This is a genomic window from Leucobacter sp. cx-42 (assembly GCF_014529985.1).
Lineage (GTDB): Bacteria > Actinomycetota > Actinomycetes > Actinomycetales > Microbacteriaceae > Leucobacter.
In genome coordinates, this window is the sequence record NZ_JACVMU010000007.1 from 108,005 (window position 1) to 129,595 (window position 21,591).

Sequence of the window (21,591 nt, forward strand, 5' to 3'; positions counted from 1 at the left end):
GTCTACGTGTAACCTATGCGCTAACTTGGTGTCACACAAGAGTTAAAGTACAGCTGTTGCCTTACAGGGCGACTCCCAGCAGTGCGAGCACTGCATCAGAAAGCAATCTCGTGTCATCAACACCGCGATCAAGCGCCGCATCGAGCGTTGCGAGCATGACAGGGGTGTCAAGGTCGTTTGCGAGCGCCGTGCGGAGCTGCTGGACAACGCCGACCGCCGATAGGGGTTCGGCGCACTCGCGCTCAAGACCGTCACGCCACGCTTGCAGGCGTCGATCCGCCTGCTCAAGATCGGCATCTTCCCACTCCCACTCCGAGCGGTAGTGGTGAGCAAGCAATCCAAGACGGATCGAACTGGGATCAGCGCCTGCATCAAGCAGCTTCGAAACGAACACGAGGTTTCCGCGCGATTTCGACATCTTGTGACCGCGATAAGCAACGAGGCCCGCGTGACTGTAGAGATGCGCAAGTGGGGTGTCCGTCACTGCGGTCGCGTGCGCCGCCGTGAATTCGTGGTGCGGGAACACAAGGTCTTCGCCACCACCCTGCACCGTGAAGGTGCCACCGAGAGCGCCGGTCGCAATGACCGAGCACTCGATGTGCCAACCAGGTCGGCCTGCGCCCACCACGGTGTCCCAGCTTGGTTCACCCTCGCGTGCGGAGCGCCACAGCAGTGGATCAAGCGCGTCACGCTTCGCGTAGCGGTCGGGGTCTCCCCCGCGCTCCGCGCTGAACTTTGCCATTGTTTCGCGGTCGTACGGAGCGACATCGCCGAGCCGCCACTGCGAACGTTCCTGAGCACCCTGCACGTCGAAGTAGATGTCGTCTCCGCCGAGCGAATCGGCGGTGGGGACGGTGTATGCAAACCCACGCGCGAGGAGTTCAGCCACGGCCGCTGCGATCTCGTCGATCTGCTCGGTCACGGCGACGTAGTGCGCAGGCGGAATCATTCCCATCCGGTACATGTCAGAACGGAACAGCCCGATCTGGTCGTCGGCAAGCTCACGCCAGTCAACACCGGTCGCGTTTGCGCGTTCCAACAGCGGATCATCAACGTCGGTGATGTTCTGCGCATACACGGTCTCGATGCCGGCGTCGCGCCAGGCACGCTGCATGATGTCGAACGTGAGGTAGGTGAAGGCATGACCCAGGTGAGTCGCGTCGTAGGGCGTAATGCCACACACGTACAGCGATGCCTTGCCATCCTGGATTGCTGGGTACTCCAGTCGCCCGGTCGCGGTGTTGAACAGCTTCGGGGTGACGCCCTCGCCGGGAAGATCGGGGATCTCGGGCTGGGTCCAGGTACGCATTAACCAACTCCATTCGTTGCGAGGGCAGCTGCGGCCGCGCTCGCTGCGGTTCCACCATCAGCATCGAGAACGCCGGTGCCGAGGAGGATGAAGACAATAATGCCGAGCGCGATCCGGTAGATCACGAAGGGCATGAAGCTCTTCTTGGAGATGTACCCCATGAAGAACTTGATGACGAAGATTGCAATCACGAACGCAATCACCGTAGCCACAAGGGTGAGTGACATCGGAACACCAGCGGTCGGTTCTTTCACTTCCTTGAGGAGCTTGTAGAAACCAGAGCCCAGCACGGCAGGAATCGCCAACAAGAAGGAGTAGCGTGCAGCGGCCTCACGTTTGTACCCCATCAGCAGACCAGCGGTAATCGTGCCACCAGAACGGGACACGCCTGGAATGAGCGCGAGCGCCTGCGCGCAGCCGTATGCCAGGCCGTGCTGCCAGGTCATCTTTTCGAGCGGGAGCGTCTTCGGGCTAAAGCGATCAGCAAACCCAAGCAGCAGGCCAAACACGATGAGCATCGTTGCGGTAAACCACAGTGAACGAAGCGTCGTATCAATCGCGTCTTCGAAGACGAGACCAAGCAAAACAATCGGGAGCGAGCCCAGAATAATCCACCAGCCCATGAGAGCGTCGGGGTTCTTGCGCGGAAGCTTGCCCGTCAGCGACTTCCACCAATTCCCAATGATGCGTACGATGTCGCGCCAGAAGAACACGATGACGGCAGCCTCGGTACCGATCTGCGTGATCGCCGTAAACGCCGCACCCGCGTCACCGATTCCGAGGAGCTCGCTTGCAATGCGCAGATGCGCGCTGGAAGAGACCGGCAAGAACTCCGTGAGTCCCTGCAGGATGCCGAGCAAGATTGCGTCTAAGAAACTCATCGTTTCCTTTCGTGGCCAGTGGTACTGTGCTCCGCGCGAGTTCACTCACGCGGAGGGCCGCCGTCAAGAATAGCTGAGGGTTGCCCGCAATTCTTAGTACGTACGCAGCAAGTCGACCAATACGCGGTGACCGAAGTCGAGCGCATCGAGCGGCACGCGCTCGTCGACACCGTGGAACATGCCGGGGAAATCAAGGTCAGCAGGGAGACGCAGCGGCACGAAACCATACCCAGTAATGCCAAGACGCGAAAGCGCCTTGTTGTCAGTGCCAGCGGCCAACAGGTACGGGAGCACGGTTGCCTCAGGATCGTGACGGGAGAGGCTCGCGGTCATCGCCTCAACGAGTTCACCCGAGAATGGAACCTCGAGGCCAATGTCAGAATGCAGCGCCTCAACCTCAATGTGTTCGCCAACGATCTCCTGGATCTTACGCATCACGGCTTCTTGCTCGCCCGGAATCGAGCGAACGTCAACGAGCGCATCAGCCGTGTCAGGAATCACGTTGTGCTTGTAGCCAGCTTCAAGCACCGTCGGGTTTGCCGTGTTGCGAAGGCTCGCCTGGATGAAGCCGCCACCCTTACCAAGTCGCAGAACGAGCTCGTCAGGATTAACCTCTGCGGGATCTGCGCCCACGATACGGGACAGCTCAGTAATGAGGTCACGCGTGGTGTCGCACAGTGCGATTGGCCACTCGTGACGGCCAAGCGCGGCAATCGCCTCAGCGAGAGTGGTGAGCGCGTTGTCTTTCCAGTACCGCGAACCATGTGCAGCAGTGCCACGTGCACGCAGTCGGATCCAATCGAGTGACTTTTCACCCGTCTGAATCAGGTAGGCACGCGTACCCTCGACGTCAACCGAATAGCCGCCAACCTCACTGACTGCGGTGGTAGCTCCAGCAAACAGTTCGGGATGGTTCTCCACGAGATAGTGAGAACCGTACAGGCCACCATTCTCCTCATCGGCGAAAAACGCAAGAATGATCTCACGGCACGGCTGTTCTCCCGCGCGCAGAATCTCTGCAATCGCGGTGAGCATCATCGCGTCCATGTCTTTCATGTCGACCGCGCCGCGACCCCACAGCATGCCGTCCTTAATTACGCCCTCGAACGGGTCAACGCTCCAGTTCTCGGGATCGGCGGGCACAACGTCAAGATGGCCGTGCAGCACCATTGCCGGCAGTGAAGGATCGGCACCTGCCACCCGAGCGACGACACTCGCGCGGCCAGGAGCAGACTCGAAGACCTGTGGCTCAAGCCCGAGCTCACGCAAATAGGAGACAACATAGTCGGCCGCGGGGCGCTCTGGCTCTGCATCGCCGCCGCCACGGTTGGTGGTGTCGAAACGAATGAGGTCGCGGGCAATGCGCGCGGTCTCGGAGAGGTGCAGTTCGGGCTGGTCGTTGCTCATGACTTCCACCGTAGTCGTAACCACCGACATTTCAAGGAAACGTGAAGCCGTGTGACACCGACCGCGGAAAACACAAAAGCGGTGAGATCTTACGATCTCACCGCTTTTGCTCTGTTCGTGCGCGGAGGGGGACTTGAACCCCCACGTCCTAATACGGACACTAGCACCTCAAGCTAGCGCGTCTGCCATTCCGCCACCCGCGCGAACCGTTCCAAACCTTCGTCGGCTGAACAAGTAATAACTTACACGGGATCGGAATCATGCACCTAATCGAATGTGCTTTTCGGCGTTTCGCCGCGCCAAGCGAGCGCGCAAAAGTGAGGCAGCCACAGGGATCTAGCTCTCCCTACCGTTCGGCAGACACCTCCGCGCCGATCGTCTTACTCAGAATCAGTCGCTCACAGAATGTCCACGTGGTTGTGGTCAACAGGTAGAGCGCAGCGGCCAACGGCACGAACGCCGCGAACAGCACCGTCAAGAACGGTATAAAGCCGACCATCTTGGTAAGCCCCGAAAGATCAGGCATCTGCGGAATTCCCTCAACCTGCGCAGTCCGAGCGGGCTGCGCCTGCGCCGCTCGCTGTGCAGCCGGCTGCTGAATGTATCGACGCGATAGCCACGTCACCACTCCAATAAGCAGCATGATCGACAGGAATACCGCAACTGAACCCATGTCGATTGCCGGCCCACCCAACATGACAGAGAGTCGGGAGTCGAGCGGCACCCCCAGGAAGGTGTGGCTCAGGAGCTGGTTCGGTTCGCCGTGAATCTCAGATCGCATGAACAGTCCATAGACGGCCATCAGAACCGGCATCTGCAGCAACATCGGCAAGCAGCCGGCCATGGGTGAGGCCTTCTCGCGCTGGTAGAGCTCCATAGTCTTCCGCTGCAAGAGCTCGGGGTTCTTCTTGTAGCGCCGCTGCAGTTCCGCAAGCTCCGGCGCCAGGCGCTGCCGCATGACCGTCGCCTTCACCTGCGAACGCCCGACCGGAATCAGTGCCGCACGCACCGCAAGCGTCAACATCACGATGGCGATTGCGGCACTTTCTGCGCCAGCGAATGGTTCCAACAGGTCACTCAGATGGGTCACGATCCAATATGCGCCTTCAATCAATAGGCGGATCGGCAAAAAGTCATACAGGTTCAACAGTGTTCTCGTCTTTCAAGCGAAGTGTTTTGGTTTCCAAAACGCCTCGCCTGAGCGCGGGCACAACGAACGCAAGCGGGCATGCCATGCACCGCTCTGGGCGGTGACAGCACTCCCCTAGCGGCCCCCAGTGGGCTCGGCAACAGCAGGCTCAGGCGAAAGCGCGCGTCGTCGCAGCAGGAGCTCGAACCACAACGGTGCCCGATGCCCCGGGTGCGCCAGAGAATAGGCGCGTCACAGCGCCAAAGACACGAGGCACTGTGGGCGGATCATGCCGCAGCCAGCCACACACACGCACAATCGCGATACCAGCATGCTTCGAGACGCCGGCGATTGCCAGCGCACTCAGGAGGACCACCAAAACCGCTTGGCTCGGCGACTCTGGCGCAGCAGCTCCAAAGCCGAGAACGAGGGCAAGCATGACGAACTGCACTGCAATCCACAGTGAAGCTGTCATCACATTACTCACCCAACCTCGATCGGTATCGCAAGCGTAACCAATAGAGCTGAGTGCTGAAACCGGTGCGGTTCCAGAAAACACAAAAGCGGTGAGATCTTACGATCTCACCGCTTTTGCTCTGTTCGTGCGCGGAGGGGGACTTGAACCCCCACGTCCTAATACGGACACTAGCACCTCAAGCTAGCGCGTCTGCCATTCCGCCACCCGCGCGAACCGTTCCAAACCTTCATCGGCTGAACAAGTAATAACTTACACGGATTCTCACCCGTGCCACCAATTCGCTTGCAATCTCGCGCGCGTCGCCTCGGAAACATGCGGATCTTGAGCAGGAAAGGCTGGAAGGCGCCGATCCGCGCTCATCACGCAGATCGTCCAATTCCCGCAAAGATTGCCCCGGTGACCGCAGCGAGATCGGTGGCGGCGAGCTCAACGTCAAGTCCGCGCTTGCCGCCAGACACCAGCACGGTTGCGTGTGTGCGCGCTGACTCGTCGAGCACCGTCGGGAGCTTGGTTCGCTGCCCGAGCGGGCTAATACCTCCGACCACGTATCCTGTCTTGCGCTCTGCGACCTTCGGGTCGGCCATGACCGCCTTCTTGCCGCCAACCGCAGCCGCGATCGCCTTGAGGTCGAGCATCCCAGAGACAGGCACGATTCCAACGACGAGATCGCGGCCGTCCACCTCGACAAGAAGCGTCTTGAACACACGAGCTTCCGCGATGCCGAGCGCTGCGGCCGCTTCGGCGCCAAAGTCAGTCACTGCAGGGTCGTGCACGTACTCGCGCGCGACGAACGTCACGCCTGCGCGAGTGAGCGCGATGGTCGCAGGGGTGGATCCGCCAGTCTTCTTTGCCATGGCACTACCGTAGCGCTCGTCCAGCAAGCGTCAGGCGGTTCAGCCCGCTATGGGCGCAATCGTCGCCGCAACAGCTCGATGCGCTTCTGAATCTGCGTCACCGACGCCTGCCCCACCGTCGGGCCACCACAAATACGACGAAGCTCATTGTGAATGTCTTTGTGCGGCTCACCCGTCACGCGGGCATACATGCCTACCAGACTGCTGAGAAGCTTGCGCTGCTCCCCCAGCGTACGGTGCAGCGCTTCGGGCGCCTCAGCCTTTTCTGGCGCGTGCTCGTGCAGCCCCTGACGGGCGGCACTGCGCTTCGCCTGGCGAGACTGCCGCTGCTGGAGCAGCGCCTGAACTTCCTGCGGCTCGAGCAGTCCAGGGAAGCCAAGGAACTCGAGCTCCTCCTCGGTCTCGACCTCGGCATAGCCGCCAAACTCTTTGCCATCAAACACTGCACGATCGAAGTGCGCATCAGAGGCAAGCGCCTCGTACTTGAAGCCGTCATCGACGAGCTCGGAAGAGGCCTTGTCCTCGCGCTCTGCCTCGGTCATGAGTGCGGCTTCAGCGTCCCACATCTCTTCCGCACTCTTCGGGCCTTCGAGAACGTGGTTACGTTCCTTCTCCAGTTCTGCCGCAAGACGCATGAGCGGGGGCACGTTTGGGATGAAGACCGACGCGATCTCACCGCGACGGCGCGATCGCACAAAGCGCCCAATTGCCTGCGCGAAGAAGAGTGGGGTCGACGAGCTCGTCGCATACACGCCGACGGCGAGACGCGGAACGTCGACACCCTCAGACACCATGCGAACGGCGACCATCCACCGCGAGTCTCCCTTGGAGTACTCATCGATGCGGGAGCTCGCCTCGGGGTCGTCAGACAGAATCAGGGCGACCGGCTGCTTCGAAATCTCGCGCAGCATCGCCGCGTATGCCTTCGCAGAGGCATGGTCCGTCGCGATCACGAGTCCACCAGCGTCAGGGACCTGTTGCCTGACTTCGGTGAGGCGCCGATCCGCCGCGTTCAAGACCTTGGCCATCCAGTCGCCAGCAGGATCAAGCGCGGTACGCCACGCCTGATTCGTGACGTCCTTCGCGTTACCCTCGCCCAGGCGCGCTTCCATCTCTTCGCCTGCCGAGGTCTGCCAGCGCATCTTGCCGGCGTACACCATGAACACGACGGGACGGACGATGCCGTCAGCGAGCGCGCGACCATACCCATAGTCATAGTCGGTGAGTGAGATCGTCGTGCCGTCTGGCTGCGGCGCGTACTGCACGAACGGAATTCGTGCCTCATCAGAACGGAACGGCGTACCGGTGAGCGAGAGCCTACGGCGGGCGGTGCCGTATGCCTCGCGGATCGCGTCACCCCAGCTCAATGCGTCGCCACCGTGATGGACCTCATCAAGGATCACGAGCGTGTCGGCGTTCTCCGTGAGGAGCTTGTGCTGGATCGGCTTCATCGCCACCTGCGCATAGGTGACCGCGACACCGTGATAGTGCCGCCCGTAGCCGAGGCCGTCGTTGTTCGAATAGTCCGGGTTCAGACGAATACCGGCGCGCGCGGCCGCGTCCGCCCACTGCGTTTTCAGGTGTTCCGTGGGGGCAACCACGATAATCTGGGTGACTGTGCGGTTCGCTCGAAGAATCGCAGCCAAGCGAAGCGCGAATGTCGTTTTACCTGCGCCAGGCGTTGCCGAGGCGAGGAAGTCTTGGGGACCTGTTTCGAGGTAGCGGTTGATCGCTTCCTCCTGCCAGGCACGAAGCGTTCCCGCTGTACCGTGAGCTGCACGCTCTGGGTACGCCGGGGGCAGGTGCTCTGCGGCACTTGTTCCCGGAAGGTGAATTGCTTCCTGCTGATCGGTCACAGCCCAATAGACTACCGGTGAACCCCCGACACTGACTGCCGCGTTTCTCAGCAGGCCTGGAGTTTTGAAGGAGACGTCAGATATGGAACACCTCGCTGTACAGCACCGCGATAACACCGCACTGCCGTGGACTCGGTACGTTGCAGTCGGCGATTCTTTCACCGAGGGAGTCGGTGATCCGAGCCCCGATAGCCCGGGCGGGTTGCGTGGGTGGGCGGATCGCTTCGCCGAGGTACTCCACGAGAAGAATCCCGAGCTCGCGTATGCGAACCTCGCGGTCCGCGGCAAGCTCATTCAGCAGATCATGGACGAGCAGGTCGAGCACGCGCTCGAGCTGCGGCCCGATCTCATCAGCGTCTGCGCTGGCGGCAATGACGTCATCCGCCCCGGCACCGATCCTGACGAGGTTGCTGAGAAGCTCGAGCGACTCATTGCGAAGCTGAAGTCCGGCGGCGCAACGGTCATCGTGTTCACGGGTGTTGACGTGTCGTTCCAGCCGGTGTTCCGCTCGATCCGCGGCAAGGTCGCGATCTTCAACGAGAATGTGCGCAAGGTCGCCCAGCGGCAGGACGCGATTGTCGTCGATCAGTGGGCCATCGAAGAGCTCCAGGACAGCCGCTACTGGGCAGGTGACCGCCTGCACATGAATGCGCTCGGCCATCACACAATTGCACGCGCCACGCTTGACGCGCTCAACGTCCCGAATGACCTTGAACCGCTCACTCCTCCGGCGCTTCCCGAGCGCAGCTGGCGTGCTGCCCGCAAGGACGACGTGGTGTGGGCGAAGGAGCACTTGGTTCCCTGGGTCATCCGTCGGCTGAAGCACGTCTCCTCAGGTGACAACATCGTCGCGAAGCGGCCTGAACCTGGCACCCCACTGCCACCGCAGGTGCCCCAGGCGTAAGACACAGGCACGCCGAGAATTTTCGGTGCATTTCTCGCGGGTGCGCGGTAGGTTGAAGACATGACGAACCTCACGAAGCAGCTCGCAGACGCCGTCACGAAGAACGGCGTGAGTGCAGCCTACGGCGATCCCATTGATGTTGACGGCACGACGATCATCCCGGTCGCGTGTGTCTCTTACGGCTTCGGCGCAGCTGAGGGCGATGCTGGCGACACTGACGCCAAGGGCGAAGGTTCGGGCGGTGGCGGCGGCGGATCTTCGATTCCCGTTGGCGCCTACGTGACGCGCGATGGCTACACCCGTTTCGAGCCCAACATTATTGCGCTCCTCGCGGTCGGCGTACCGTTTGTCTGGGTAGCCGGTCGGGCACTCGCTCGCGTGATTCGGGCGCTTAAAAAATAAGGCCGGGCCACGTCCAGGCATCCCGCGGCAGCGCCTGCGGGTCAAAGCGTGCAAGGAGCAGGTCAGTGGTGACCTGCTCCTTTTCGTGTGCCAGGCCAAGGGAGACCGCAAGCGTGCGAAGCACCTGCGCGTCGGTGATCCCCTGTTCGCGCAGTTGCGGCAGCGTCACCGCGCCATCACGCTTTGCGAGGCGCTGACCGGTCGGCCCCAGCACGAGCGGCACATGCGCATACTCCATCGCCGGCGGCGTCGGGAGGCCCAGCAGCTGCTGCAACAGAATCTGGCGGGGTGTTGAGGGCGCGAGGTCCGATCCGCGCACCACCTGATCGACCCTCATTGCGGCGTCATCAACGACAACAGCGAGGTTGTAGGCGACAGTGCCGTCTCCGCGGACGAGTACACAATCGTCAATGTCGCCCGTGACCTCGCCAAGTATGAGGTCAGTGAATCCGAGCGCGATCAGTCCTTCCGGGGCCCGCAGCCGAAGGGCTGGGAGGCGCGGGGCGATGGCCGCACGGGCCGCTTCGCGCTCGGCATCGGTGCGGTCTCGGCACGTGCCTGGGTACGCACCGGGCGGGGCGTGTGGCGCGCTTGGCGCCGCAAGAATGTCCTTGCGCGTGCAGGTGCATTCATACACCAGGCCAAGGCCTTGCAACTTCGCAATGGCAGCGGCGTGATCCGCACCCCTATCGGTCTGCAACACGGCAGGGCCGTCCCAGTCGATGCCCAGACTCGCGAGGTCGGCGAGCTGCTGCTCCCCCGTTCCAGCATCACGAGCCCGGTCAAGATCTTCGATGCGCATGACGAACGCACGCCCCGTCGAGCGGGCGAAGAGCCACGCGAGGAGCGCCGTGCGGAGATTTCCGAGGTGCAAATCGCCAGAGGGACTCGGGGCGTATCTGCCGGCGCCGCGGAGGGCATCGCTCATCGTCATGATCCCAGTTTCTCACGGCACCGCGTCGCGCCCGGTGTCACGCGCCCCGCGTCGATAGGCTGCAAGCAACCAATGAGGGGGAAATAGTGGATCTACACGCACTGCACACTGCGCTCGGCAATCGATTCGTGACCGAGGGCGACGCGGTCTCCACGCACGCACTGGATTCCTCACGTGCCGTATTCACCGGCACTCCCCTCGGTGTCGTGTTCGCGGAGTCCACCGCAGACGTCTCGACGGCGCTCGCGTGGGCACACGCACACGCGGTTCCCGTCAGCGTGCGTGGCGCTGGCACCGGTCTTACTGGTGGCGCGGTGGCGTATGACGGCGGACTCATCGTCTCTCTCGAGCGCATGACACAGATCATCGAGATTGATCCGGCGAACCGTATTGCGGTCGTGGAAGCCGGAGTCATCAACGCGGATCTCACCACCGCGTGCACCGAGCACGGACTGTTCTTCCCGCCCGATCCCGCGAGCTCACGAATCAGCACCATCGGCGGCAACATTGCGACCAACGCGGGCGGTCTACGCTGCGTCGCCCACGGCGTGACGAGCGACTGGATTGCAGGCCTCACCGTGGTGCTCGCAGACGGCCGCATCATGCAGACCGGCGCACGTACTCGGAAGAACGTCGTCGGCTACGATCTCACAAGCCTATTCGTCGGCTCCGAGGGCACCCTCGGCATCGTCACCCAAGCAACCGTGCGCCTGAAGCCATTGCCAGAGGGTGTACCTGTCACGTTCTGGGCAGACTTCGACTCCGTCGGCGAGGCTGGCGATGCCGTCGTAGCGATTGTGAACAGTACCGCCGGTCCAGAGGTGCTTGAACTCATGGATGCGTTCAGCGTCGAGATCATTGAGTCTTTCAACCCCACCGGGATCCGCGTCCCCAAAGGCGCGCTCCTCGTCGGCCAAACCGCAGGCTCCGACGCCTTCGCGGCCGCAGAACTCATTTGCACAATCGCCAAGGCCTCAGGCGCCGTCGATGCAGGAATCGCCGCAACGGACGCCCTCATCGAGGCGCGACGCCTCTCCAACCCAGCACTCAACGCACGCGGCCTGAAAATCTCCTGCGACGTCGGCGTCCCTGTCTCCTCCCTCGCAGAGATGTTCCGCGGTGTCGAAGCGCTCGCCGCAGCACATGGAATTCGGGTGTCGAGCGTCGCGCACGCTGGTGACGGCAATCTGCACTGTACGGTGGAGTCCCCCGACACCCCAGCTGGCATCGCCGCCGCAGATGCGCTCATTGACGACATCACGCGCCTCGCCCTGTCGTTGCACGGCACCATCACGGGCGAGCACGGCATCGGGTCGGTGAAGCAGCACGAGGTGTCGTGGCAGCTCGACGAGGTCGCGCGAGACGTGCAGTTCGCCATCAAGGGGGCGCTCGATCCGCGCAATATTCTGACGCCCGGCCGCGGCATCTAAATTGGTTCACCGGAATGCACGCGCAGTGGTCCATACTGAGGCCCGGTGGGAAAATCGAGCCATGCGAATGCTCTCAATTCAGTCCGCCGTCTCGTACGGTCACGTTGGCAATTCGGCAGCGGTCTTCCCCCTGCAGCGCATCGGCGTTGAGGTCATGCCCGTTTCGACCGTGTGCTTCTCGAATCACACCGGGTACGGCTCATGGGGTGGCCCGATGCTTACCGGCGACAACGTGCGCGACATCGTCGCGGGAGTCGAAGATCGTGGCGGCCTCGCCGGAGTCTCTGCGGTCCTTTCGGGCTACCAGGGCGGCGACGATATCGGCGACGCAATTCTCGACGCCGTTGCGCGCGTAAAGAAGCACAGCCCCGAGGCGATCTACGCGTGCGACCCAGTCCTCGGCAACGCCGTTTCGGGCTGCCACGTTGCACCAGAGGTGCAGGCGCTCATTCGTGACCGCGTCGTCCCCCACGCCGACCTCATCACGCCGAACCAGTTCGAGCTCGGCTTCATCACCGGCACGTCGCCCGACACGCTTGAGTCGACCCTTGCATCGATCGATGCAGCCATGGCCATTGGCCCGAAGTACGTACTCGTCACGAGCGTCACCTACCCCGAGCAGGCAGCCGATTCGATCTCGATGATCGCGGCAACCGATGCGGGCGCGTGGATGATCACGACCCCCCGTCTGCCGTTCAAGGCAAACGGCTCTGGCGACGTCACCGCAGCGCTCTTCACCGCACACTTTGCACGCACCGGCGACGCTGCAGATGCGCTCGCGCGCACCGCGTCGAGCGTGTACACCCTGCTGGAGAACACGCTCAACTCGGGCGAGCGCGAACTGCAGCTCGTCGAGTCACAGGACGCATATGCGAACCCGAGCATGCAGTTTGCGGAGGAGCAGATCCGCTAAGTACCGGCGTAGCCGAGCGCGATCCCCAGGATCGCACAGCAGACGGCCGCAACCAACATGCCAACACCGTTCGCGAGTGCCGCACCATAGCGGCGCTCGCGAACGAGTTTTACCGTGTCGAGACTCGCGGTACTGAATGTCGTGTACCCACCGAGCATGCCCGTCCCAAGCAGGAGCATCAGCGGCACCGGCGTTGCGAACCCCACGAGGAGCCCGAGCACGAACGAGCCAGTGAGGTTCACGATCGTGATGCCCACTGGATATCGGGCGCGGATCCGCCCCTGCACGAGCGTGTCAACGACGTGGCGAAGCACAGCACCGATGCCGCCGCCGAGGGCAACACAACCGAAGGCGAGGAGCGCACTAGGCATGATCCGCCCCCTGCGTGCTCGACTGTGCATCGCGGGCGCCAAGCGCATTGCCGGAGATCATGCCCAATAGGCTCGCGCCCGCACCACCGATGATTGTCGTTGCGGCGTACAACGCAACGAGCGACCATTGCTGCGCGAGGATGAACTCCCCAAGCTCGACGGCGAGCAGGCTGTAGGTGGTGAATCCACCCAGCACACCAGTGCCAAGGAAGAGGCGCGCGTTCCGGCGCCCGCCGGCGTCTGTACCGCGCGCCGCCAGCCAGAAGGTGATGAGGCCGAGGAAGAACGCACCCGCGAGGTTTGCCGTGAGCGTCGCGACGGGGATCCCGTCACCCACTGGAAGCGCGAGCGAGAGCGCATAGCGAGCCACAGCGCCAAGCGCGCCACCGAGCGCAACAAGAGCGATCTCTCGCAGCGGCAGGGCCTGTTTCATAGCCCAATTCTATGGGGGCGTTTCTGCTGACCGTATATTAGCGGCTGCCCTTGCGAGCGCACCCAGCAGATTGCAGCACGATACATAGTGAAACCCTTTCAACTCAATGTCGAGGAGTATTGCGTGAAATCTGTGCAGGTAACTGGCCCCGGAATCAATGCGTGGGTCGAAGTCCCCGAGCCAACGGCGGGGCCGAACGACGTGCTGCTGCGCATTCGTGCGTGCGGCATTTGCGGCTCTGACGCATTCTATTCACACAACGGAGGTATTCCACCCCGAATGGGCGCCACCCCGCTTGGCCATGAGCCAGCAGCAGAGGTCGTTGCGATTGGCACGAAGGTGACGGAAATTGCCGTGGGTGATCACGTGGTCATCGACACGATGCGATTCAGCGACGGCCTCCTGGGTAGTGGCGGTGCGCAGGGCGCACTTTCGCCACTCGTCGTGGTGAAAGACTTTGAGCCAGGCAAGCAGTTGCGCGTCATTCCCAGTGATATTCCGTGGCACGTTGCTGCCCTCAATGAACCAATGGCGGTTGCACATCATGCGGTGAACCGTTCTAGCGCACAGGCGGGCGACAAGGTCGTCGTGTTTGGCGCTGGACCTATCGGGCTTGGCGCATTACTGAGCCTAAAGTCGAAGGGCGTTGCACACGTGATTCTCGTCGACATCGTGGGTAAACGGCTTGAGAAGGCGCTGCAGATTGGCGCAGACGCGGTCATCAATTCAGCAGAGGAGGATGTCGCGGCACGTCTCATCGAGTTGCATGGCGGGCAACCAGATGCGCTCGGCCGCGGCACACGCGCGGGCTCGGACATCTACATCGATGCGGCCGGCGCACCGTCGGTCATCCAGACAGCGCTCCAATCGGCAAAGCACCGTGCGGTGCTGACGATCCCTGCGGTCCACAAGTCACCTGTGCCGATCGACTTCGGTGACATCCTCATGACCGAGGTCGACATTCGCATGTCCATGGGATATCCCACAGAAATCTTCGAGGTGACCGATGCAATCATCGCGAGCCCTGAAAAGTACGCACTCATTGTGAGCGACATCTTGCCCTATGAGCGTGCGATTGAGGCACTCGAACTTGCACAGATTCCTGGCGCAGCCGAGAAGGTCGTCGTAACCTTCGACTAGCGGGAATCGCACGTACAACAATGGGGCGAGGGGCGGAATGCGCTCCTCGCCCCACTGTCCTTTATTGCGCGCCTTGCGGCCGGGAGGCGCCTACCGAATGTAGACGTCGAGGTGGTTGCCGAAGGTACCGCGATCGTAGATCTTGCCCTTGAAGCCGAACGGCGTATCAACCACCGTTCCCTTCGCCGCGTCACCGGCAAGAACGATATACCCGTCGGCGTCTGCGACATACCCACCGGCATTCACGTGTCGACCCGGCACTTCAAGACCTTCACCCGGCAATACCTGCTGGCTGTAATAGGTGAAGCGATAGCCGCCCCAGTTCACGACGCCACTGAACAAGAACTGCTCGAGTGTATACAGCGCCCCATTCGGCTGCGCTGCCGATTCGACGTCTTTCACCGAGGGAATGCGCAGATCGAGCATTTTCTCGGGCCCCTCGGCGACGACGAATGCCTGCACCTGACTCCCCGCGGTGAGGTCAAACTCTGAGGGAGCCGAGGCATCCGCCTGCGTTACTGGCGCAAGCGCGGCCGAGCCGAGCAGCAGCCCCGAAAACGCCACGGCGGCAACCGCTTTGCCGCGTGAAAGGCGGGATGCGGTTCCGGATGTCGTAGGCATAATGCGGAAAATTGTACCCGGGAACGCTGAGTTTTCAACGAATAAGAAATATCTATTTCTCATATTGCATTTAGGGCACCCTCATGAAATGATCATTTCACACCATTTACGGAGCAAAGGAGCTCTCAATGAAACTGAAGTCGTTTACCCCGCTCATCGCAGCAGCAGGTATCGCTTTCGCCCTCTCGCTGACCGGTTGCACCAACGCGGCCGAGCAGTCGACCAGCACTGAAGGTGAAACCGCTGAGCAGTCGACCGGTTCTGGACTTCCCACCGAGCAGATCACCGCGCTCTCTGCAAACCCCGAGCTGGTGAAGCTCCTCCCGGCGAACATTGCCGAGGCAGGCGTGCTGCGCGTTGCGACCGACCCCACGTACGCACCCTTCGAGGTCTACGCAGACGACAACAAGACCGTTGTCGGCCTGGACGCAGATCTCGCAACCTCGCTCGGACAGCTGCTCGACCTCAAGGTTGAGTTTGTCCCTGCAGGCTTTGACGCAATCATCCCCGGCTTGAGCTCGGGCAAGTACGACATGGCAATGTCCGCGTTCTCCGTCACCGATGAGCGCAAGGCAAACGCTGACTTCGTGATCTACCACCAGTCTGGCAGCGGCGTAGCCGTGCCGACCGGCAACCCCGACAAGCTCTCGATGGATCCGCTCACACTGTGCGGCAAGACCATCGGCGCAGAAAAGGGCACCACCCAGGGCATGGAGATGCTCCCCGAATTCAGCACCACCTGCACCGACGCAGGCAAGGAAGCAATCGACATCAAGCTCTTCCCCGGCACTGACAAGGCGATCACCGCGCTGTCGTCCGGTCGTGTTGCTGGCGTTGTTTCGGGCGCGACCGGGCTCGGCTACCAGGCAAAGATCACCGGCGCATTCGACCTCGCAGAGGGTGGCGACTACGCATCGAAGCCCACCGGCCTCGTTCTCCCCAAGGGCTCGGATCTCACCCCCGCAATCACCGCAGCAATGCAGGAGCTCGTCACCACTGACGCATACACCGAGGCATTCGCAAAGTGGGGCATCAACGAAAGCAACTACGTCACCCCTGACGAAGTTCCCGTTTCGTAAATTCCCCGCTCGACCGTAAGCACAGAGGTACAAGATCACGATGAGTACATTGGTGGATCCGATGAACGAAACAACCACAACGCATGCTCCTCCCACGGAGGACTATCCGATAGCCCAGAAGAAGCACCCCTGGCGGTGGATCTCTGGCGGCATCATCCTGTTCCTGATCGGGATGCTGGTGTACTCGGCGATCACGAACCCCCGGTTCCGCTGGGATGTCATCGGCCTGTACTTCCGCGATGTGTCCATCGCGGAAGGCATCAAGCTCACCCTGTTCCTCACGATTGTGTGCATGGTTGTCGGCGTCCTGCTCGGCATTGTGCTCGCGGTCATGCGACTTTCGGTCAATCCGGTTATCAGAGGGGCAGCTGGCCTCTACGTATTCTTCTTCCGAGGCACTCCGGTCCTCGTGCAGCTGCTCCTCTGGTACAACCTCGCCGCGCTCTACCCGGACATCACGTTTGGCATTCCCGGCATTCACCTCGACGCCAACCAGATCGTCACGCCACTCATGGCGGCCATTCTCGGCCTCGGCCTCAATGAGGCCGCCTACATGTCCGAGATCGTTCGCGCCGGCATCCTCTCGGTCGACCAGGGCCAGTCCGAAGCGTCTGGCGCACTTGGCCTCAATCGTCTGCAGACCATGATCAAGGTCGTGCTCCCACAGGCCATGCGTGTCATCATCCCGCCGACAGGCAACGAGACGATCGGCATGCTCAAACAGACCTCACTCGTCAGTGTGCTCGCCGTTTCCGAGCTGCTCTACACCACCCAGGTGATCTACACCAAGAACTTCCAGGTCATCCCAATGCTCATCGTCGCGAGCATTTGGTACATCATCATGACCACCGTATTTACGCTCGGCCAGGCATGGCTCGAAAACCGGTATTCCCGCGGCGCAACCCGTACCGTCCAGGTCAGCTGGACCCAGCGAATCCGTAACGCCATGCGCGTCCACGCACCCGAAAGCAACCCGAAGGGTCTCAAGTCATGACCAACCCAGATCTCATGGTGCGCGCAGCAAACGTGCACAAGCACTTCGGCTCGCTCCAGGTACTCAAGGGCGTCGACCTCGAGGTCGGCCGCGGTGAGGTCGTCTGCCTCATCGGCGCATCGGGGTCGGGTAAGAGCACGCTCCTGCGTTGCATCAACCACCTCGAAAAGCTCGATGGCGGTCGCATCTGGGTCGACGATAATGTCGTTGGCTACGAGCTCCGGAACAAGACGCTGCATGAAAAGAACTACAGCGAGATTTGCAAGGACCGCACCCAGACGGGAATGGTCTTCCAGCAGTTCAATCTCTTTGGTCACATGACCGTTCTGGAGAACATCATGCTGGCCCCGAAGACGGTACTTCGCAAGCGCACGGCTGACGTCAAGCCTCGCGCATTGGCGCTTCTCGAACAGGTTGGCCTTGCGGACAAGGCCAACGCCTACCCGCGCCAGCTCTCCGGCGGCCAGCAGCAGCGCGTCGCGATTGCGCGAGCACTCTGCATGGATCCCAAGCTCATGCTCTTTGATGAGCCCACCAGCGCACTCGACCCCGAGCTCGTCGGTGAAGTACTCAAGGTCATGCGTGACCTTGCTGCCTCGGGCATGACGATGATCGTCGTCACGCACGAGATGGGATTCGCACGGGAGGTCGCGGATCGCGTGGTCTTCATGCACGGCGGCCAGATCGTCGAGCAGGGTCCCGCCGCAGAGGTACTCGAGAACCCGCAGCACGAACGCACCAAGGCGTTCTTGGCAGCGGTGCACTAGGCCTTCGACGCACGCGGCCCGCGATGTACGCATTTCGCGGGCCGCTCCCGGTGAACGTCGTACGTACTCGGCGATACGCCACCTACTGTCCCTGGGCTTCGAACCGGGGCTGAGCCGCTGCATGCCCGCGCGCGGCCAAACTCAATGAAGAGAATGGATGAAATACGTGGATCACGCAAAGATTCGCCGAACTCTCGGCGTCACGGCTGTGGTTGCCTCACTCACAGCTACCAGCCTGGCATTCGGCGCAGCCTCAGCGCTTGCGAACGATGACGCCACGGTTGCCCCGGCAGTCGTTGACACCGGCAAGAAGGGCACCGTCGTCATGATTGGCGGCGCAATCAGCCCAAGCGATGAGAGTGGCCATAGCGCCGCAATCATGGATGAGATTGTGCGGCTCGCGCAGGAGCACGCTGACCCAGGCAATAGGCCGCTCATCGCAGTGTCAACCGCGGCCTCAACTCCCGCAGCAAACGCCATCGAAGCGGCAGACGAAGAAGAAGATAACGCCACCATCAACGGCATGGCTTACTACAAGCAGTGGTTCGAAAGTCATGGCGCTGATGTCTACCCGATCCCGGTTGATGTCAACACCGGTCTCGATTACGAAGGCGACCCGTATAGCGCCGACAATGCGCGTGACCAAGCAGTTGCAGACGAAATCGCCAAGGCTGACGGCGTCTTCTTCGGCGGTGGCGACCAGACCAACTACATTCGCGCATTTATGGATTGCGAAGGCCCCGACGCTGAAGCTGAAGCGATTCACGCCTACACGAGCTGCACCGATACCGTCGCGATGACTGCGATCCGCTCCGTGGTCGACAGCGGTGGCGTCACCGGCGGCACGAGCGCCGGCCTTGCGATCCAGCAAGGCAAGGACATGATTTCTGGCGGTTCCCTCTACCAGTCGTGGTCAGAAGGCCCTCGCCCGGGCTGGTTCACCGGAGATGATCCCGTGATCGGTGATCCGCTCACCTATGTCCCTTCGGGTGGCTTCGGCTTCTTCGATGAGGGCACCATGGACTCCCACTTCGCACGTCGCGACCGCCAGCCCCGTGTGATCCGCCTCGCGATTGACCGTGGTCACGAGCTGGCATTCGGTGTCGAAGAAAAGACCGCGCTCATCGTCGATCGCGCGACCCGTCAGGGACGCGTCATCGGCGATCTCGGCGCGACCATGCTCGATGTGAGCAATGCGGCATCGGACGGCCAGAACGTCACCGGCGTGCGCTACTCCTACTTCAAGGACGGCTCAACCATCGACTTCGCCACCCGCGAGATCACCCTGCCTGGCGAAATCAAGACCGGCCCCGGCACCGAAACCATTCCTGCCGATTGGGCACAGGAAGATATCTGGGGCTCGGCAGACTGCAACGACGGCATCTTCGGCACCACGGACGTCATTGAGACTCTGCTCCCCTCAACCGAGTCCACCCTGTCCGGCACCACCTGCGACGCAGGCGATGGCAAGCCTCGCTTTGTCACCACCTTCAATCGCACCGCGAATACCCAGTGGACCGACGCTGGCAGCTTCACCGGTCTCGAAATGACCATCGCACACCAGGCCTCGTTCGAGGTCGCTGCAGTGTCCAATCTGGATAAGGTCATCGCTGGCGAGGCGACCGATCTCCAGTTCACTGTCACGAACACTGGCGGCACGGGCTTCATCAACGTCGCGGCCAACGGCGCAGCGACGACCTCCGCAGCTTCGGCTCGGGCCGCCGCACCGGTACTGCTCCCCGGCGAGTCGGTCACTGTCACCGCCCCCATCAGCGCGAAGCTTGGCGCTCAGGAATACGCACCGAACGTGACCGCTACCCCGAGCACGCTCGACGGCGTTCCCCTCGGTATCGACGCGACCACCGCGTCCAGTGAGGTCTTCACCGTCACTGGCGTCGCAGCGACCCCCACCACGCCCGAGAAGCCCGGCACCAAGCCTGGTACTGATGCAGGCACCGGCGGCGTCGCGACTGGCGGATCAGACACCACGGCCAAGGACGGTGCACTCGCAAACACCGGCGCTGATGCAACCGCTGGAATGGCCTTCGGCCTCGCGGGTCTCGCACTCGTCGTCGCTGGCGCAGCTGCGACCCTCTTCGGCCGCCGCGCTCGCGCACAGCGATAACGCCTCCTGAAAAGACTTGTGGCCCCGCTCATTCAATTGAGCGGGGCCACAAGGCATTTGTTTGACGGATCAGCCAGCCAGCGGCGGCATGTCCCACACGGCGTCATACTGCACCGAGAGCTCTGGCCAGATCTCGCGCAGGGCGTCATCTAGTGACTGCACGGTCTCCGCTGGGTCGCCAAACACAATGATCTCGTGCGGAATCACGCGGCCAGAACGATCCGTGCGGCCCCGCGGGTCCATGAGTCGGAACATAAAGCCGGTGTTGTCGTTCGTACGGGCGAAGAAGTCGCCAGACGCGGGTGCGCCACGAAACGCTTGCTCGAAGGCAGGGAGCGGATCCGCACAGCCATCTGCGCGGAGAAACTTAAAGCCCCAGGTCTTGCCACGGGTGGCCCAGATGATCTTCATCGGTTTCTCCTGAGCAGTATGTGTGCGCGCTCCGCCTGTTCGAGCGCGAGTTTAAAGCCCGTGAGAATCATGGCTAAGTGATCATTCTTTGCGCGCGCCTTTTCGTTGAGTTTCTGCAGCGCGTCTCCGCCGAGCTGCGCAGCCTGATTGATCTCATTCGCGCCAACAAATTTGAATACAAGGCCGAGACGGCCGCGAAGGAACGGCGTGACAAACCCGAGCAAGCCGCCGGCGAGTGTGCCGACATTGCGCAACGCCTTCTCCGCAATCTGCACAGGAAGCTGCTTAGCAGCTGCCCACTTTGCATGACGTTCGAACGGCATAATTACTGAAAGTGGCAGTATTAGATCCACACCGACGCGCTTTTCAACGTCAATAGTGCCGGGAGTGAATTGGGCCGCTGAAATAAGCATGAAGTCATCTCCGATGGAGAGCGCTTCCGCCCCATCGATCATCCCGCTAATCACACCTTTGAGGTCTTCGAGCTCAGCGCCCGCTTTCTCGATAATGAGGTCGCGGAACCAATAGACATCGTGCTCTGGCATGAGGTCGGCTTTGGAGAGCGCTACCGGCCAGATACGTGGGAACACCGCGAGCTTCTCGCCGTTTAGACACAAGTTCTCCTGCATGGCAAGCAGCGTGTTCCGGAAGTTTGCGAAGAGGCTCTTGAGGTAACGTTCTTCCTCACCAACGTTATCCAAGAGCCGCTGAGCGTCAACCAGAAGAAAGGCGACGTCAGCTCCGAGGAGCGAACGGAAGGTCTCTACTCGACGTTCAGCCTCAGCTGGACCACCTGGTTCCTGTTCGAACCACTCGCCTGGATAATCGTGCCAGGTCAAGCGTGCGGCTGAGAATGGCTGCTTCTTCGAACCGTTACCGACGTTCCAGTTGTGCGGCTGGATCGAGAACGAATGCCGCGATACGTCGAATCGCGTCGCAGCAGGCGGCACAGCAGAGTTCTTCATACCGAGGTAGTTCTGGTGCAGTCGTAGGCCAGCACCCAGGTCGTCAGCGATAACGCGGAATCCGTTTTCCTTCGGATACTGGGCTTCCTGTGTAAAACCATAGAAGGAAGAAACAAGTACTGATTTACCGCTGCCGCTTTCACCAAACACGGCGATCTCTTGCTCGAGCTTCTTTAGTTCTTTCATAG

At 61.6% G+C, this 21,591-nt stretch carries 22 protein-coding genes and 2 tRNA genes; 9 read left to right on the forward strand and 15 right to left on the reverse strand.

What is annotated here, in order from left to right:
• Nucleotides 1–61: 61 nt before the first annotated feature.
• The 9 genes from mshC to ICM05_RS08090 all read right to left on the reverse strand — a co-directional run bounded on the left by mshC (nucleotide 62) and on the right by ICM05_RS08090 (nucleotide 7,914).
• Complete coding sequence (gene mshC / locus ICM05_RS08050; RefSeq protein WP_188024066.1) at nucleotides 62–1,309, reverse strand: cysteine--1-D-myo-inosityl 2-amino-2-deoxy-alpha-D-glucopyranoside ligase; 1,248 nt, start codon at nucleotides 1,307–1,309, stop codon at nucleotides 62–64.
• Nucleotides 1,309–2,190, reverse strand: coding sequence for an undecaprenyl-diphosphate phosphatase (locus ICM05_RS08055; protein ID WP_188024067.1), 882 nt, complete (start codon nucleotides 2,188–2,190; stop codon nucleotides 1,309–1,311). The genes mshC and ICM05_RS08055 overlap by 1 nt, the downstream gene beginning before the upstream one ends.
• 93 nt (nucleotides 2,191–2,283) lie before the next feature.
• Nucleotides 2,284–3,597, reverse strand: a complete 1,314-nt coding sequence (locus ICM05_RS08060) for a M20/M25/M40 family metallo-hydrolase (protein ID WP_188024068.1) — start codon at nucleotides 3,595–3,597, stop codon at nucleotides 2,284–2,286.
• Between the two features lie 118 nt (nucleotides 3,598–3,715).
• Nucleotides 3,716–3,800, reverse strand: a tRNA-Leu gene (locus tag ICM05_RS08065).
• 143 nt (nucleotides 3,801–3,943) lie between these two features.
• A complete protein-coding gene (locus ICM05_RS08070) occupies nucleotides 3,944–4,687 on the reverse strand; it encodes a YidC/Oxa1 family membrane protein insertase (RefSeq protein ID WP_353055854.1) in 744 nt (247 codons plus the stop codon).
• Nucleotides 4,688–4,895: 208 nt separating this feature from the next.
• Nucleotides 4,896–5,201 (reverse strand): hypothetical protein, encoded by a 306-nt coding sequence (locus ICM05_RS08075; protein WP_188024070.1) that lies wholly within the window; start codon nucleotides 5,199–5,201, stop codon nucleotides 4,896–4,898.
• 128 nt (nucleotides 5,202–5,329) lie between these two features.
• Nucleotides 5,330–5,414 (reverse strand) — tRNA-Leu (locus ICM05_RS08080).
• A 149-nt stretch (nucleotides 5,415–5,563) separates the two neighbouring features.
• Nucleotides 5,564–6,058 carry a Cys-tRNA(Pro) deacylase gene (ybaK, locus tag ICM05_RS08085; protein ID WP_188024071.1) on the reverse strand — a complete coding sequence of 165 codons (495 nt, stop codon included), beginning with the start codon at nucleotides 6,056–6,058 and terminating at the stop codon, nucleotides 5,564–5,566.
• Nucleotides 6,059–6,105: 47 nt separating this feature from the next.
• Complete coding sequence (locus ICM05_RS08090; RefSeq protein WP_353055855.1) at nucleotides 6,106–7,914, reverse strand: DEAD/DEAH box helicase; 1,809 nt, start codon at nucleotides 7,912–7,914, stop codon at nucleotides 6,106–6,108.
• Between the two features lie 82 nt (nucleotides 7,915–7,996).
• Between ICM05_RS08090 and ICM05_RS08095 the strand changes: the two genes are divergently transcribed.
• Nucleotides 7,997–8,818 (forward strand): SGNH/GDSL hydrolase family protein, encoded by an 822-nt coding sequence (locus tag ICM05_RS08095; protein ID WP_188024072.1) that lies wholly within the window; start codon nucleotides 7,997–7,999, stop codon nucleotides 8,816–8,818.
• Nucleotides 8,819–8,878: 60 nt separating this feature from the next.
• Entirely contained in the window at nucleotides 8,879–9,220 is a 342-nt protein-coding gene (locus ICM05_RS08100; RefSeq protein ID WP_188024073.1) for a GerW family sporulation protein, read from the forward strand.
• Here ICM05_RS08100 and gluQRS read toward each other — a convergent pair.
• A complete protein-coding gene (gene gluQRS / locus ICM05_RS08105) occupies nucleotides 9,210–10,154 on the reverse strand; it encodes a tRNA glutamyl-Q(34) synthetase GluQRS (protein ID WP_188024074.1) in 945 nt (314 codons plus the stop codon). The two genes, ICM05_RS08100 and gluQRS, sit on opposite strands and share 11 nt — an antisense overlap.
• Nucleotides 10,155–10,240: 86 nt before the next feature.
• Here gluQRS and ICM05_RS08110 point away from each other — a divergent pair, with 86 nt between their 5' ends.
• Both ICM05_RS08110 and pdxY read left to right on the forward strand, forming a co-directional pair.
• A complete protein-coding gene (locus ICM05_RS08110; protein ID WP_353055856.1) occupies nucleotides 10,241–11,584 on the forward strand; it encodes an FAD-binding oxidoreductase in 1,344 nt (447 codons plus the stop codon).
• A 61-nt stretch (nucleotides 11,585–11,645) separates the two neighbouring features.
• Nucleotides 11,646–12,497, forward strand: a complete 852-nt coding sequence (gene pdxY / locus ICM05_RS08115) for a pyridoxal kinase PdxY (RefSeq protein WP_188024075.1) — start codon at nucleotides 11,646–11,648, stop codon at nucleotides 12,495–12,497.
• Here pdxY and ICM05_RS08120 read toward each other — a convergent pair.
• Together ICM05_RS08120 and ICM05_RS08125 are read right to left on the reverse strand one after the other, a co-directional pair.
• Complete coding sequence (locus ICM05_RS08120) at nucleotides 12,494–12,868, reverse strand: CrcB family protein (protein ID WP_188024076.1); 375 nt, start codon at nucleotides 12,866–12,868, stop codon at nucleotides 12,494–12,496. The genes pdxY and ICM05_RS08120 overlap by 4 nt on opposite strands.
• Nucleotides 12,861–13,301: a CrcB family protein gene (locus ICM05_RS08125; RefSeq protein WP_188024077.1), complete on the reverse strand. Its 441-nt coding sequence runs from the start codon at nucleotides 13,299–13,301 to the stop codon at nucleotides 12,861–12,863. The genes ICM05_RS08120 and ICM05_RS08125 overlap by 8 nt, the downstream gene beginning before the upstream one ends.
• 123 nt (nucleotides 13,302–13,424) lie before the next feature.
• Here ICM05_RS08125 and ICM05_RS08130 point away from each other — a divergent pair, with 123 nt between their 5' ends.
• Nucleotides 13,425–14,441 carry a zinc-binding dehydrogenase gene (locus tag ICM05_RS08130; RefSeq protein ID WP_188024078.1) on the forward strand — a complete coding sequence of 339 codons (1,017 nt, stop codon included), beginning with the start codon at nucleotides 13,425–13,427 and terminating at the stop codon, nucleotides 14,439–14,441.
• Nucleotides 14,442–14,531: 90 nt separating this feature from the next.
• Here ICM05_RS08130 and ICM05_RS08135 read toward each other — a convergent pair whose 3' ends face one another.
• The gene (locus tag ICM05_RS08135) at nucleotides 14,532–15,062 is read right to left on the reverse strand and encodes a hypothetical protein (protein ID WP_188024079.1); all 531 of its coding nucleotides are present in this window, start codon (nucleotides 15,060–15,062) and stop codon (nucleotides 14,532–14,534) included.
• A 128-nt stretch (nucleotides 15,063–15,190) separates the two neighbouring features.
• Here ICM05_RS08135 and ICM05_RS08140 point away from each other — a divergent pair, with 128 nt between their 5' ends.
• From ICM05_RS08140 to ICM05_RS08155, 4 genes are all read left to right on the forward strand, one after another.
• The gene (locus ICM05_RS08140; RefSeq protein ID WP_188024080.1) at nucleotides 15,191–16,141 is read left to right on the forward strand and encodes an ABC transporter substrate-binding protein; all 951 of its coding nucleotides are present in this window, start codon (nucleotides 15,191–15,193) and stop codon (nucleotides 16,139–16,141) included.
• Between the two features lie 61 nt (nucleotides 16,142–16,202).
• Nucleotides 16,203–17,135 carry an amino acid ABC transporter permease gene (locus tag ICM05_RS08145; RefSeq protein ID WP_188024081.1) on the forward strand — a complete coding sequence of 311 codons (933 nt, stop codon included), beginning with the start codon at nucleotides 16,203–16,205 and terminating at the stop codon, nucleotides 17,133–17,135.
• Nucleotides 17,132–17,902, forward strand: coding sequence for an amino acid ABC transporter ATP-binding protein (locus ICM05_RS08150; protein WP_285895423.1), 771 nt, complete (start codon nucleotides 17,132–17,134; stop codon nucleotides 17,900–17,902). Before ICM05_RS08145 ends, ICM05_RS08150 begins: the two co-directional genes overlap by 4 nt.
• Nucleotides 17,903–18,068: 166 nt before the next feature.
• Entirely contained in the window at nucleotides 18,069–20,027 is a 1,959-nt protein-coding gene (locus tag ICM05_RS08155) for a cyanophycinase (RefSeq protein ID WP_188024082.1), read from the forward strand.
• A 69-nt stretch (nucleotides 20,028–20,096) separates the two neighbouring features.
• Here ICM05_RS08155 and ICM05_RS08160 read toward each other — a convergent pair whose 3' ends face one another.
• The gene (locus tag ICM05_RS08160) at nucleotides 20,097–20,438 is read right to left on the reverse strand and encodes a hypothetical protein (RefSeq protein WP_188024083.1); all 342 of its coding nucleotides are present in this window, start codon (nucleotides 20,436–20,438) and stop codon (nucleotides 20,097–20,099) included.
• Entirely contained in the window at nucleotides 20,435–21,589 is a 1,155-nt protein-coding gene (locus ICM05_RS08165; protein WP_188024084.1) for an ATP/GTP-binding protein, read from the reverse strand. Before ICM05_RS08165 ends, ICM05_RS08160 begins: the two co-directional genes overlap by 4 nt.
• Nucleotides 21,590–21,591: the final 2 nt, after the last annotated feature.